General features: G+C 66.1%; 8 protein-coding genes. 5 read left to right on the plus strand and 3 right to left on the minus strand.

Annotated elements, in window-relative coordinates; genetic code table 11:
• Positions 1-436: 436 nt before the first annotated feature.
• Both pbpC and FIV42_RS19330 read right to left on the minus strand, forming a co-directional pair.
• Entirely contained in the window at positions 437-2,833 is a 2,397-nt protein-coding gene (gene pbpC, locus FIV42_RS19325) for a penicillin-binding protein 1C (RefSeq protein WP_141199278.1), read from the minus strand.
• A 137-nt stretch (positions 2,834-2,970) separates the two neighbouring features.
• Entirely contained in the window at positions 2,971-8,811 is a 5,841-nt protein-coding gene (locus FIV42_RS19330; protein ID WP_168210773.1) for an Ig-like domain-containing alpha-2-macroglobulin family protein, read from the minus strand.
• Positions 8,812-8,962: 151 nt separating this feature from the next.
• Here FIV42_RS19330 and FIV42_RS19335 point away from each other — a divergent pair, with 151 nt between their 5' ends.
• The 3 genes from FIV42_RS19335 to FIV42_RS19345 all read left to right on the plus strand — a co-directional run bounded on the left by FIV42_RS19335 (position 8,963) and on the right by FIV42_RS19345 (position 10,834).
• The gene (locus FIV42_RS19335; protein WP_168210774.1) at positions 8,963-9,691 is read left to right on the plus strand and encodes an ATP-binding protein; all 729 of its coding nucleotides are present in this window, start codon (positions 8,963-8,965) and stop codon (positions 9,689-9,691) included.
• 3 nt (positions 9,692-9,694) lie between these two features.
• Entirely contained in the window at positions 9,695-10,186 is a 492-nt protein-coding gene (locus FIV42_RS19340) for a TlpA family protein disulfide reductase (protein WP_141199281.1), read from the plus strand.
• Positions 10,187-10,294: 108 nt separating this feature from the next.
• Entirely contained in the window at positions 10,295-10,834 is a 540-nt protein-coding gene (locus FIV42_RS19345) for a hypothetical protein (protein ID WP_141199282.1), read from the plus strand.
• 24 nt (positions 10,835-10,858) lie between these two features.
• Here the strand turns inward: FIV42_RS19345 and FIV42_RS19350 are convergent, their stop codons facing one another.
• The gene (locus FIV42_RS19350; protein WP_141199283.1) at positions 10,859-11,413 is read right to left on the minus strand and encodes a hypothetical protein; all 555 of its coding nucleotides are present in this window, start codon (positions 11,411-11,413) and stop codon (positions 10,859-10,861) included.
• Positions 11,414-11,684: 271 nt separating this feature from the next.
• Here FIV42_RS19350 and FIV42_RS19355 point away from each other — a divergent pair, with 271 nt between their 5' ends.
• Together FIV42_RS19355 and sthA are read left to right on the plus strand one after the other, a co-directional pair.
• On the plus strand, positions 11,685-12,137 hold the full coding sequence (locus FIV42_RS19355; protein ID WP_141199284.1) for an acyl-CoA thioesterase: 453 nt from the start codon (positions 11,685-11,687) through the stop codon (positions 12,135-12,137).
• A gap of 99 nt (positions 12,138-12,236) precedes the next feature.
• The gene (gene sthA / locus FIV42_RS19360; protein WP_141199285.1) at positions 12,237-13,640 is read left to right on the plus strand and encodes a Si-specific NAD(P)(+) transhydrogenase; all 1,404 of its coding nucleotides are present in this window, start codon (positions 12,237-12,239) and stop codon (positions 13,638-13,640) included.
• Positions 13,641-13,753 lie beyond the last annotated feature (113 nt).

A 13,753-nucleotide genomic window follows, 5' to 3' on the forward strand; every position in this document is an offset into this window, starting at 1 on the left:
TATTGAGGTAGAACGCCCCGCTTAGCTGCCTTGTTTTTTATGATAGCAGCGGGGCTGTGTTAAAGCGAGAGACGCTAAACCTGATTTTTATGACATCGCCGTCAGAAGGTTTTGTGGGTGGTGTTTTGGGCTAAGGTGTTGGGTTGTTTTGGGTTTCGCGGCCTGTGGTGTGGCTCTGGGAGCATGCATGGGTGGGGGTGGATGTACGTGCTTGTGTTGAGTTGTGCTGCAAGGTGTGTGGTGTGTTTGTGTAGGTTTAGGGGTGCAGGGTGTGTACAAATGTGGCGGTTAAAAATGAGGCTGTTTTGTTAGTTGTTGGTGCGGGTTGTGGTTCGTGTTGTGTGAAATATTAAGTTTAATTGGTTGAGGTGGTCGTTGTGGGGCTGAAAGCTGAGTCGGTCCGTCGCCCGGGCGATCGCTTCAGCGGTGTGAGCGGCTACTCGACCCGCACCGTCACCGACGCCTCCACGCGGCCCCGCCCGACGCCCACGGCGTGCTCGCCGGGCGCGAGCTTCCAGAAGGCCCGAAAGGGGGCGTCTACCGTCGCGACCGCCTCGCCGTCGACGAACCAGGTCAAGGTGTCGTCGCGCCGGCTGGCCGGCACCTCGACGCGCAGGGCGACCTGCTGCTCGCTACGCGGCAGGCTCGGGTCGAGGACGAAGGTGTCGCCGGGCATCGGGTGGGTGATGCGCAGGTCCGCGGCTCGGGCGGCGTCGCCGGGATCGTCGCCACATAGCGGCGAGTGCTGCGTGGGCGGCAGTCGGTGGCCGCGCTCGAGCGCCCACTCGGTCCAGTCGTCGGGGACGTCGAGGAACTCGCGCTCCTCGACGTGTGCGTCGGGGCAGTCGGGGCCGGCGAGGAGGCCGTTGCGCGTGTCGATTGCGAAGGTGCGGTGGATTTCGCAGTCGGCCAGTTCGGCCCACGACGCCTCGCCGGCGAAAGACTCCAGGCGCGTCGAAGGGCACAGGTGGCCGGGCTTCTGGCCCGACAGCGCGCACACGGTGCGCTCCTCGACGCCCTTCGGCGCCTCGTACCAGTCGACGTCGGCCGGGCTGGCCGCGTCCGGGTACAGGGCCTGGAAGACCTGGCGCATGATCGGCGCGGCGCCGGTCACGCCGCTCGAGCCGAGCATCGGAGTGGCGTCGAAGTTGCCCGCCCAGACCGCCACTGTGTAGTCGGGGGTCACGCCCACCGCCCAGTTGTCGCGAAAGCCCGCGCTCGTGCCCGTCTTCGCGGCGACCTTGTAGGGCAGATGCAGGGCGCTGTAGCGGCCGAAGCCCCGCGAGCGGGCGCGGTCGTCGCTGAGGATGTCGAGGAGGAGGTAGGACGTTTGCGCCGAGAGCAGACGCTTTTTTGGTTCTTGGTTCTTGGTTCTTGGTTCTTGGTCAGTCAGTTGAACCGGCTTGGGGTGGCCGAGGCGGCCCAGGGCGGCGTAGGCGGCGGCGAGGTCGAGGAGGCGGACTTCGCCGTTTCCGAGGGCGAGCCCCAGGCCGTAGTGGTCGGCGTCGGCGTCGAGGGTGTCGAGGCCGAGGGCGAGCAGTTTTTGGTGGACGGCCTCGGCGCCCAGGCGGTGGGTGACGTGGACCGCGGGGATATTGAGCGAACTCGCCAGGGCGTCGCGCACGCTGACCGGGCCGTGGTAGCTGCGGTCGTAGTTCTCGGGGATATAGACGCCATCGGCGGCCGGAAATTGCGCCGGAAAGTCGGGCAGCATGTCGGCGGCGGTGCCGCCGCTCTCCAGGTAGAGCCCGTAGACGAACGGCTTGAGCGCCGAGCCGGGCTGGCGGCGGGCGAGCACGCCGTCGTTGGCGCCGTCGCCCTCCGCGTCGAAGTAGTCGCGCGAGCCGACCCACGCCAGGACCTCGGCCGTCTTTGTGTCGAGCACGACCACGGCGGCCTGGCCGACGTTTTTCTTCTCCAGGCGCGACAACTCCTGGCCGACGATGCCCCGGACCTTGTGCTGCAAGTCGAGGTCGAGCGTCGTCTCGATGCGTTGCGGGCGCCCCAACTTACCAAGCCGCGACAGCGGGCCGCGTTCGGACAGCAAATGGTCGGTAAAATGCGCGGCCATGACGCGCCCGCGCCGCCCGACGACGGTGAGCTCCTCGTCGAGCGCGCGCCGGTACGCGGCGTCGTCGATCACGCCGCGCTCGTGCATCAGGGCGAGCACGCGGCGCTGCACGCGCTTGGCGCGCTCGAAGTCGGCGTAGGGGTTGTTGAGGCTCGGCGCGCGCGGGATGCCCGCGAGCAGCGCCGACTCGGCCAGCGTGAGCTGGGAGGGCGGTTTGTCGAAGTACATCGACGCGGCCGCGGCGACCCCGAAGAGCTGATTCCCATAGGGCGCGCGGTTCAGATACTGCTCGAGGATGCTGCGCTTGGTCTCCTGCTTGTCGAGGCGAACGGCCAGCACCATCTCCTCGAGCTTGTTGGGCAGCGTGCGCGCTCGGCTCCCGCCGGCGACCATTTTGGCGACCTGCTGGGTGATCGTCGACGCGCCGCTGACGATCTCGACGTTCGTCACGTTCTGCCAGGCCGCCCGCCCAACCGCCAAGGGGTCGACGCCCGCGTGCGACCAAAAGCGGCGGTCCTCGGCGTGGACCGTCGCCGCGACCATATGCGGCGAGATGGCGTCGAGGCCGACGGCGCGCGCGCGGCCCTCGGTGGCGCCCAACGCCTCGCGCAGCGGGCGGCCGTGGCGGTCGACGAGGCGTGTGCTGGTGAGGTTATCGTAGCTGAGCAGTTCTCCAGGGAACGGCACGAGCCAGAGCGCGGCGCCAGCCGCGAGGAGCGCGGTAGTGCAGATAACCGTGAGGGCTTTGTGGGAGTTCTTCATTGAACGCTAGCCAGTGGCGGTCGAACAGCCCCGTGATCGTCGTCGTGATCGTGATCGTGATCGGTTGTCTGTACCGCGAAAACGATAACAACCGATCACGACTACGATCACGATCACGATCACGGTCGAGTCGACGCTCAACGAATCTCCACGGCCTTCGCATCGGAACGACCGTATAGTGCCGGCTCGTACATTGCTTCCGCCCGCGCCGCCGGCGCGGTGAACGTCCCCGGCGTGGTCGCCCGGGCCAGGTAGGCGTGCTTGTAGACGCCCGGTCGCATGCGGTTGGCGAATAGGAGCACCTTGTCGTCGTGCTGCTCGGTGTGGTCGAAGCGCGCCCACCAGTACCAGGACCACCAATACCAACGCCCGCGGTCGCTCGAGCCGAGCGCCTCGTCGAGGTTCGTCGAGGTGGTCTTGAAGTCGGTGTTGATCGGCTCGAAGCCCGCAGGCAGCGGGTCCTCGACGGCCACGAAGCTGCGTTCTTCGGGCACCGTCAGCGTCAGCTGCACTTTGACGACCTGGCCGGGGCGCACCTTGTCGAGGGGTTCGCCGGCGTTGTCGCCGTCGGCGGCGACGTAGTCGCGCTGCAGGTGGAAGCCGCCGTCGAAGCCGGTCGTGGGCGGCTCGTCCTGCACGTAGGTGAGCGTGGCGGTGTAGTACATCGGGCCGCCGGCGCCGCGTCGGGCGATGGTCAGCAGCTTGCCGTCGCGCTTGGCGAGTTCTTCCATGGGGATGAAGATGCGCCGCGGGCGAAGCTCGGCCTTGGTGAACTCCTCGCGGGCGAACTCGGTGTCACCGACGCCGACGAGCGCGCGGTAGTCGGGCGTGATCGCCTCGGCGCGCTCGAAGTACTCGCTGAGCGCCATGACCGCAAAGGCGGTGTCCTGGGTGTTCTGCCAGCGGCCGCGTTGGCGCGTCTGCAGGAGGCCTTGGGCGAATTTGGGGATGAGCGGGTCGTTTGGGCGAATGCGAAGCAGCGCCAGCAGCGTCATCGCGTCGGCGCGGGTGCGCGAGTGCCAGATCATCCACCAGTGACGCTCGCTCGGCTTCTTGTCGGTCAGATGCGCGATGCCGTTCTTCTCGACCACGCTGCTCAGCAAGTCGTCCATGAGCGCGTCGCGCACCTCGGGGCTGTCGCCCGACTCGTGGATCGCCAGGGCGAGCAGCGCCTGGGCGAAGCGCGGCATCAGGTGGCGCTGGTCTGCCAGTCGGGTGTGGTAGCTCGGCTGCGGCTCGCCGGCTTCGGCGAGGACCCAGCTGGCGAAGGCCTGGGTGGTGAGGACCGCCTCGCGGTGCCAGTGGCTGCTCATCGAGACTTTGCCGCGCAGCAGGTTGCTCAGGTAGCCGAGCAGCTTGGAGTAGCGGTCGGCGTTGATGTCGTAGTCGCCGAGCTTCTTGGCGCGCACGAGCGCCAGACCGCCATAGGTCGTCGTCCACGGGTGCGCCGAGCTCGCCCCGGGCCAGTAGCCCAGGCCGCCGTCGCGGGTCTGCATATTCAACAAGCGGTCGAGGCCCGACTGGGCGAACTTGCCGATATCGTCGCTCCGCAGGCCGGGCAGCTCGAGGTCGCCGACGGTGTCGCGCATCGACACCAGCGGGAGCGTGCGCCCGGTGGTCTGCTCGGCGCAGCCGTACGGGTAGTCGACCAGGTATTCGAGGCCCGGCAGCAGCTCGCCGAGCGCGCTCGACGACAGCTCGATCTCGAGGCCGCCGACGTCCTTGCGGATGCCTTTGGGGAGCTCGAGGCGGCGGCGTACGTCGGCTTGCGACCAGCTCGAGTCCATCGTGACGGTGCCCGTTTCGACGAAGGATTGCTCGGCGGCGGGGTAGCGCACCGGAAGCTCGAGCTCGACGGCGTCCTCGCCTGCGAGCTCGCCCTGGCCGCGCACGGCGAAGCGCACCTTGGCGGCGCCGGGCACGCCGGCGGTCACCGGGAAGGCGACCTCTTTGGCCGCGCCGGCGGGCAGCGTGATCGTCTTCGTCTTGTCGCCGGTGAGCTCAAGCGGCCCGTCGATCTCGACGTCGACGCTCACTTTGCCGGCGGTCTCGACCATCGACTGGACGACCACGCGCGCCTCGAATTTGTCGCCCGTCGAGGCGAAGCGGGGCAGGGCGGGGCGAGCCATCAAGGGCTTGTTGACCTCGACGCGCTTGTCGCCCGAGCCGAAGCGGTTGCCCTCGGCCACGGCCACGGCCATGAGCCTGTAGGCGGTCAGGTTCTCGGGCAGGCGGAACTCGACGGTCGCCTGGCCACTGTCGTCGACGTCGATCTTGGCGCGATAAGTCGCGGTGGTGGCGAACTCGGAGCGGTAATTCATCGCCATGCCCGACCCGTCGCCGCCCTCGGCGGACTTGTCGGCGGCGAGCTCTTTCTTCTTCTCGAGCTCGGCGCGGGTGGTCAGCATCAGGCGCGAGTCGCGGTTTTTGACCCCGAGCGGGCGCTCTTTGAAGAAGGCGTCGACCGGGTTGGGCGTCTTGTAGCCGGTCAGGCTGAGCACGCCCTGGTCGACGGCCATGAAGGTGACTTCGCCGGCGGTGGGCCGGCCTTCGTGGTCGCGCACGCTGATATCGGCGCGCACGAGCCCGCCGGGGCGGTACTCGAGGCTGTCGGGGGCGACCGCGACGTCGAGCTGGCGCTCGCTGTGGTCGACGGTCAGCTCGACGTAGCCGATCTTGAAGGCGGGGCGGCCGAGGTCGGCGCCCTCGTCTTTGGCGCGTTGGCGCTCGTCCGCGCTCAGGGCGACGCGGCCGCGCACCAGCGAGACCGACACGTACGCGTTGGGCTGCATCTTGGGGGTGATGGGCACCTCGACCACGCTGCTCGTGCCGTCGATGGCGGTGGTGAATCGCTCGAGGACGCCGCCGCGCTCGACGGTGACCAGCGCGTGCGCCTCTTCGAAGGGCGACTGCACCATGATCTTGGCGGTGTCGCCGACCTCGTACTCCTTCTTGTCGGCGATCAGGTCGATGCGCTCGTCGTCCGAGCGGCCCCACCAGTAGCCGTCGCCGCCGTACGCGTAGAAGGGCGCGGTGCTCACGAGCTCGTTGCCGAGGCCGTCGGTCGATTTGACCTCGACGACGTAGGAGCCCGACCCGTCGATCTTGAAGTCGCAGCCTTTGGGGGCCGCGCCGCTGGTCAGCTTGCAGGCGCCGACCTCTTTGTCTTCGTGCTCGGTGACCCAGGTATACCCGCCGCCGGCCGACTTCTTCTTGACCGACTTCCACTCACGGCGCAGCACGCGCATTTGCACGGGCTTGCCGCTGAGCGCCTTGCCGTCGTAGTCGACGGCGACGGCTTTCGGCGAGATCGACTCGCCGGCTTTGACCAGATAATTGGGCTGTTTGACGCCCACGTAGTATTCGCCGGGGTGCACGCGAATCGTCGCCCGTCCGCTCGAGCGCTGGCGGTTGACGTCGGTGACCTCGGCCTCGATGACGATCTCTTGCGGGCCGGAGAAGTCCTCGTCTTCCGGCACTTCGAAGGCGGCTTCGAGCGCGCCCTCGTCGTCGAGCTTGCCCGAGGCGCTCGACAGGTGGCGCGAGCTCGACGAGTCGTAATACCACCAGTAGCGCCAGCGGTTGGCGTTGAAGTTGTACTCCTTGAAGTTCTGCGGCTCGAAGCGGGCGCGCGAGCGTCGGGCGGTCCAGTAGGCCTGGTTGTTGCGCATGGGCGCGCCGAACAGGTAGCGGCCGCGCACGGTCGCCTTGGCGTCGCGGCCGACGATCATCTCGTCGTTCTCGGGCTCGACGAGCACCTCGAACTCGGGCGTGCGATACGCCTCGACCCTGAACGAGCCGCCCCGGCCCGTGGCGAGCTGCTTGCTCACGTCGGGGTCGATGGGAGCGACGCTCACCGAGTAGGTGCCCAGAGCGGCGTTGTCGGGAAGCTTCACGTCGAGCGAGTAGCCACCGAGCTTCGACAGCTCGACCTCTTCGCGAGCGACGTTCTCGCCGCGCGAGTTCGCCACGGTGACGACCGCGCGCTCGGCGGGCATCTTTTGGAGCTCACCGTCCTTCTCCAGGCGCATATAGCCTTTGACGTGCACCGTCTCGCCGGTGCGGTAGACGCCGCGCTCGGTGAAGATGAAGTTGCGCGTGTACATCGACTCGCGCTGCTCGCGGTAGTCGAGGCGGAAGCGGTACGGCCAGACCGTGCCGCGCCAGCTGTCGAGGTCGATGAGGCTCGTGTCGGCGCCTTTTTTGGCGGTCAGCGCGACCACCGAGTTGCTGTCGATCGTTTCGCCGGCGGGCGTGGTGACGAGTCCCTGCTCGTCGGTCTTGCCGGTCCACAGGCGCTTTCCGTTGGCCGCCCACAGCGAGACCTTGGCGTCGGCGACGGGCTTGCCGTCGGAGAGTCCGGTCACCCAGACCAGGTTCTCGTCGCCGGCCTCCTTGATGGTGATGCCCAAGTCGGTCACGACCACGAGGCCCTGTCGAATGCTGTTGCCGTAGCTGACTTGCACGTCGGGCGAGTCGACGTCGAAGTAGACCGCGCCGATGGGCTTGTTGCCGAGCTCGCGGCCCAGATCGATGGCGTAGCTCTTCGTCTGCCCGGTGCGCAGGTTGGTGCCGATCTTGTATTGAGTGCCGCTGCCCAGGCGCCCCTTGAAGGGCTTTCCGGTCTGTTTGGTGACGTCGTACAGGTTCGCCGAGACGTAGGCGAGCTGGTCCTCGGGCACCTCGTACATGCGCACCGTGGCGTTCTTGGCGTTGCGCAGGGTCACCGGGATCGCCGGGGCCTCCGAGCCCTTGGCCACCTCGAGGATGCGCAGGCCGTTCTCGACGCTGATCATCGGACTGGGGTAGTCGACCTCGATGCTGTAGGTGCGCGTGGCGGCGAGCGTGTTGCCGAAGATGTCCTTGCAGCCGCGGTCGACGCGAAGCTTGTAGGTCTTGCCGCCTTTGACGTTGCTCGGGTTGATGTAGAGCGTGTCGCGCGAGGCGCTCACGCTCGACAGCTTGGCGCCGCCGCTCACCGAGACGCACTCCTCGACGTCTTCCTTGTCGAGCGGGTTGGAGAACTCGACGCGCCAAGACGAGTGGGAGTCACAGTCGCGCCACCCGCAGCGCACGCGGTCGACCTGGAAGTGGCCGTAGGCGTCGAACTGGGCGTGGTAGTCGCCCCCTCGGTAGTTCTTTTCGGCCGAGCGGCGCCGGCTGGGACTCATCGACGCGACCTTCTGCTCGATGCCCTCCGACAGCGTCGCGTTGCCCCCTTTGGGCGTCAGCGAGCCGTCGATGCGCAGGTGATAGCGCGACCCGAGCCGGAAGCCGCCCGGGCGTTTGATGGCGTAGCTATCTTTACCGTAGTAGCCCTTGGTTTCACGCCCTTCGACGACCTTGGCGATCTCGACGCCGTCCTCTTCGAGCGTGACCGCCTCCTCGAAGTCCTCGGGGTCGACCTCGAGGTTCAAGAAGACGCGAATCTCGCCTTCGGGGCGAAGCTTGCGGTAATCGGGGTGGGAGCGCACGCGGCTGACCTGCAAAAAGGGCGTGCGAAACCCGAAGGTGTAGTCCTGGGCGAGCGCGTTGCCGTCGAGGCTCTCGGTGCCGGCCGGAACGGTGACCTTGAAATGAGTCGCCTTCGGCAATTCTTCTTTGGGATGGAACACCGCGGTGCGCGAGCCCATCCAGTGGTAGGTGCCGGCGAGCTTCGGCTCGATCTGGAAGATGGGCGCGTCCGCCTCGACCTCGCCCACGCTCGGCTCGACCATCGCCTGATTGAACGAGACGGTGACCACCGACGAGCTGGTGACCTCGTCGGTCGGCCGCTTCATGACGACCTCGAGCGCCTCACTCTCTTCGCCCGACGACTCGTCGCTGGAAGACTGGAGGGCGCCGCCGGTGCTCGGAAACGCGCTGTAGGCGCTCGGATCCTCCTCGGGCGACGAGAGGCTCGGCGATTGCGAGCAGGACGTGAGCGCGCAGGACGTGATAAGGAGCGCGGCGACGAGGAGAGGGGTGATGCGGGTCATACGACACATCGTTGGATTCCCTTAAAGTACCAGCAGGCTTGTCGAGCGGGGATTGCTCGGAGTCACATCAAAAAGTATGGTGCGGCGGCGCGACCATAGCGCTTTTGCGTCGATTCGTGGAGTCAAAATGACAGCAGCACCCGAGACACAAATGACAGGCTCAACCGGCAACGCCGCTCCTTTGAGCAAGCCGGTGATCAAGCTGGTGCGCCAGGCGGTGCTCGACTTCGTGCTCATCGAGCCGGGCGACCGCATCGCGGTGGGGTTGTCGGGCGGCAAGGACTCGCTCATGCTGGCCGCGGCGCTCGGTGAGCTGTCGCGCCACGGCGACCTCGACTTCGAGATGCAGCCCATCCACCTCGACCAGAACCAGCCCGGCTTCGACCGCGACGGCTTCAACGCCGCGCTCGATCGCCTGGGGCTTGGCTGCGAGGTCATCGACGAGGACACCCACTCGGTCGTCCAGTCGAAGCTCGAGCCGGGCCAGATCCCGTGCGCCCTGTGCAGCCGGATGCGCCGGGGCATCCTCAACGAGTTCTGCGTGGCCAACGGCTTCAACAAGCTCGCCCTAGGCCATCACCTCGACGACGCCGTCGAGACGTTCTTCTTGAACCTGTTCTACGGACGCAGGCTCGAGCCGCTCAAGCCGGCCACGCCCACCGAGGACGGCGCGGTGACGACCATTCGCCCGTTGATCCTCGTCGAGGAGCGAAAGATCGAGGCGTGGGTCGACGAGCACAACGTGCCCACGGTGCCCTGTCCGGTCTGTGACGCGTTCCCCGAGTTGAAACGACGTGACCTCAAGGAGTTGTTGTCGGAGTTTGCCAAGATGCAGCCCGACATGCATGCTTCGGTACGTACCGCCCTTTACGAGAGCTGAACTATGGCGCGCTTTACGCTCATTTGCTTTCTCTTCGTCGCGCTGCTGATCCCGGCGAGCGCTTTTGCCGAGGTCGGCCCGGGCGACAAGCCCACCTACACGGCGACCACGCTCGACGGCGAGAAGGTCTCGTCGACCGAGCTTCGCGGCAAGGTCGTGCTGGTCGACTTCTGGGCGACCTGGTGCGCGCCGTGCAAAGAGTCGTTTCCGTTCTACTCGAAGCTCGCCAAAGAGTACGAAGACGACCTGGTGGTGCTGGCCGTCAGCCTCGACGGCTCGCGCAAAGAGGCGCGGAAGTTCATGGAGGGCAAAGGTTACGCGTTTACGGTTGCTTGGCACCCGAAGCATCCGGTGGTCAAGACGTTCGGCCCGTCGATCTTTCCGACCTCGTATTTGATCGACCGCAACGGCGTGGTGCGCCACGTGCACACGGGATTCGACGACGAGACGCGCAAGCAGACCGAAAACGAGGTCAAGGCGCTCGTCGGCCAATGAGCCGCATCGCGACGACCCTCAAATCGTAGTTTCGCGCCGCAGTACAGGCGCCCCAAATAGCTGGCGCCGCGACTTCTGCAAGGCGCAACATTGTTTCGAGCGGGATTGATGATGATGACGAAAACCAACACGCGCATCGCTGCAGCTTTGCTCACCGCCACCCTCGCCTTGCCGAGTCTCGGCTGCGGCGACGACGGCCCGAGTACCTCGCCGTTTGCGGACACCTACCAGGTCGTCTTGCACACGCGAAATACGGAGAATTGCGACGGAGAGGGCTCCCCCTTCGACGGCGACGACTACTTCGAGTTGACCGACGAGGGCGACTCGCTCGCCTACCACGTGTGCGACGCGGCCGACGATTGTCGAGACGCGGTCAACGACAGCAAGAGCTTCACCATCCAAGACGGCGACGCCTGGATCGGGCGCACGATCGACGCCTCGGGCACCCGCGGCGGCTGCAACGTGACGTTCACCGAGCGGGTGGCCACCCTCGAGAACAACACCGACGTGCGCATCGAAACGCGCACCTTTAGCGGGGAGTTCAGCCGGGAAGAGGGGCAGGACTGCACCGACCAACTCGTGCTCGAGAACCGCGGTGAACTGACCTGCGGGCAATTCGAGGTCGTGCTCGCCGTGCCCGCCGACTGAGCCGTGTCTGCTCGATAGGTCGCCTCAGAGTTTGCCCTCGACGAGCACGACCCGGTGGCCGAGCACGCCGGCGAGTCGCTCGATGAACTCGCGGTTGAGCGACGGCCAGTTCCAGAAGGTAAAGCCCAGACACCCGAAGCCGATGGGTGTGTCGTGGCGCCAGTCGACGATGGGCGCCCGGCTCGCGCAGTGCGGACAGTCGAGCGAGGCGCTCGCATCGCCCTCGCGCCACCCGTCGAGCGCCGCCTGCCAGGCGCTGTCGGCTGCGCGCGGCTTGTTGCACTCGGGGCAGTGCGGGCGCGACGCAAATTGGCCGGCGTCGAAGATCTGCCGGCCACAGACCACCTCCACGCCGTTGAACTCCAGCCCCAAAAAGTACTCGTCCAGCTCGACAATCGCCGACTCCCACGCCTCCGCCGGCCGGTGGCCCATTCGCCCGCCCGGCACGCACGGACTGGGCTCGTCGGCAATAACCTGCTCGTCGGCCATGAACTCGACGGCCCGTAGACCCAGACGCTCGGCCTCGGCGGGTGTGGCGTCGCGGTCGACGATGGTTTGGTAGTAGTTGTTGTGGGGCATTGGTTTGGTGTTGTAGGTATGGGTTGTTGGGGCCCCCCATCCGCCTCGCGCTAAACTACGCGCTCGGCACCTTCCCCCCGGGGAAGGGATGCTGTTGCGAAAAGTTACGTGGTTCGAACGCGCGAGGGATGCCCCTGCGAAAAGCTACGAAGTTCTAATGCGCAAGGACAGCCCTTCCCCGGGGGGAAGGTGGCTCGCGCGCTTTACAGCGCGAGGCGGATGGGGGCGCCGCCAAGCAAAGCCTTACACAACACGACCCATACAAAAGCCAATGACCGACACACTCCAAGAACTCCTCGCCGACTACCCCGTCACCGCCACGTTCCCCATCGCTTGGGGCGACATGGACGCCTTCCAGCACGTCAACAATACGCGCTATTTTCGCTACTTCGAAGACGCGCGTATCGCCTATTTCGACGAGGCCGGCATCTCCGGGGTCTCCGGGATGCCCAGCGGCATCGGGCCGATTTTGGCGTCGACCTCGTGTCGGTTCAAGGCTCCGCTGACCTTTCCCGACACCATCGCGGTGGGCGCGCGCGTCATCGAGCTGGGCGAGGATCGCTTCACCGTCGAGCACGCCGTGGCCAGCGAGAAGCTCGGGCGCATCGCGGCCATCGGCCAAGCGTTGGTCGTCTCGTTCGACTACAGCGCCCAGACCAAGGCGCCGGTGCCCGACGCGTGGCGCCAGGCCATCGAGAAGATGGAAGGTCGGACGTTCGGTTGAGAACCGTCGGCTGAAAACTCTTGAAAGATCCCCCGGGTCCGATACCCTGAGAAGCGAGAGCTCGAGATCCCGAGACCCCAAGACCTCAAGACCCCGAATATCAAGTTGAAACATTACGATGTAGTCGTCATCGGAAGTGGGCCCGCCGGAGAGGGCGCGGCCATGACCGCCGCTAAGAGCGGCAAAAAGGTTGCCATCGTCGACCGTGAGTCGGAGATCGGCGGCGGATGTGTGCACTGGGGGACCATCCCCAGCAAGGTGCTTCGTCACGCCATCCAGCGCTACGATGAGTTCCGCAACAACCCGCTGTTCCAGACCGCTATCAAGTATCTGGACATCGAGTACCCCGACCTGCTGCGCGCGGCCAAGGACGTGGTCGCCAAGCAGGTCAAGCTGCGTCGGGGCTTCTACGAGCGCAACGACGTGCGCATGGTCGACGGCTTCGCCAGCTTTATCGACCCGCACACCGTCGAGGTGACCAGCTCGGAGGGGATCAAAGAGAAGATCAGCGGTGACCACTTCGTCATCGCCGTGGGCACCAGCCCCTGGCGGCCGGCCGACATCGACTTCAGCCACCCGCGCGTGCTCGACTCGAACACGGTGCTCCAGCTCGATGAGACCCCCGGCTCGATCACCATCTACGGCGCCGGCGTCATCGGCTGCGAATACGCCTCGATCTTGCGCAACCTGGGCTGCAAGCTCGATCTGGTGAACACCCGCGACAAGCTGCTGTCGTTCCTCGACGACGAGATCATCGACGCGCTCAGCTACCACCTGCGCGACCAGGGCGCGATCCTGCGGCACAACGAGCAATACGAGAAGGTCGAGCCCCGAAACGACTGCGTCATCTTGCACCTCAAGTCGGGCAAGCGCGTGCGCAGCGACTACTTGCTGTGGGCGCAGGGGCGCACCGGCAACACCGACGGGCTGGGCCTCGAAGAGGTCGGCTGCCAGGTCAACTCCCGCAAGCAGATCGACGTCAACGAGTACTACCAGACCTGCGTCGAGCACATCTACGCGGTCGGCGACGTGGTCGGCTTCCCCGGGCTGGCCAGCGCCAGCTACGACCAGGGACGCTTTGCGGCCACCCACATCGTCAAGGGCGAGCACGACCGGCGCCTCGTCGAGCATATCCCGGCGGGCATCTACACCAGCCCCGAGATCAGCAGCGTGGGGCCCACCGAGCGCGAACTCACCGAGCGTCAGGTCCCCTACGAAGTCGGCCACGCGCTGTTCCGCAGCCTGGCCCGCGCCCAGATCGTCAACTGCCCGGTCGGCATGCTCAAGATCTTGTTCCACCGCGAGACCTTCGAGATCTTGGGCATCCACTGCTTCGGCTACCAGGCCGCCGAGATCGTCCACATCGGCCAGGCGATCATGTCGCAGTCGGGAACGGCCAACGACATCCGCTACTTCACCGACACGACCTTCAACTACCCGACCATGGCTGAGGCCTACCGAGTTGCTGCGCTCAACGGGATCAACCGCGTCAAAGGACGTTGATGGCCGGGTTGGCCACCAATCGACTTTCTTAATGACGGGCGTTGCATAAATTCCACTTACGGTTGATCTTGTATGTGTGATGTACGCACGGGGAGTGCGGCAGCGCCGACTGG

The sequence above is a fragment of the Persicimonas caeni genome, assembly GCF_006517175.1.
Taxonomy (GTDB): Bacteria; Myxococcota_A; Bradymonadia; order Bradymonadales; family Bradymonadaceae; genus Persicimonas; species Persicimonas caeni.

What these genes read in the sequence shown, in the direction of transcription:
- FIV42_RS19340 (WP_141199281.1), top strand. Translation starts at nt 9,695, where the DNA reads ATGGCGCGCTTTACGCTCATTTGCTTTCTCTTCGTCGCGCTGCTGATC.
- FIV42_RS19335 (WP_168210774.1), top strand. Translation starts at nt 8,963, where the DNA reads ATGACAGGCTCAACCGGCAACGCCGCTCCTTTGAGCAAGCCGGTGATC.
- FIV42_RS19355 (WP_141199284.1), top strand. Translation starts at nt 11,685, where the DNA reads ATGACCGACACACTCCAAGAACTCCTCGCCGACTACCCCGTCACCGCC.
- pbpC (WP_141199278.1), bottom strand. Translation starts at nt 2,833, where the DNA reads ATGAAGAACTCCCACAAAGCCCTCACGGTTATCTGCACTACCGCGCTC.
- FIV42_RS19330 (WP_168210773.1), bottom strand. Translation starts at nt 8,811, where the DNA reads ATGACCCGCATCACCCCTCTCCTCGTCGCCGCGCTCCTTATCACGTCC.
- FIV42_RS19350 (WP_141199283.1), bottom strand. Translation starts at nt 11,413, where the DNA reads ATGCCCCACAACAACTACTACCAAACCATCGTCGACCGCGACGCCACA.
- FIV42_RS19345 (WP_141199282.1), top strand. Translation starts at nt 10,295, where the DNA reads ATGATGATGACGAAAACCAACACGCGCATCGCTGCAGCTTTGCTCACC.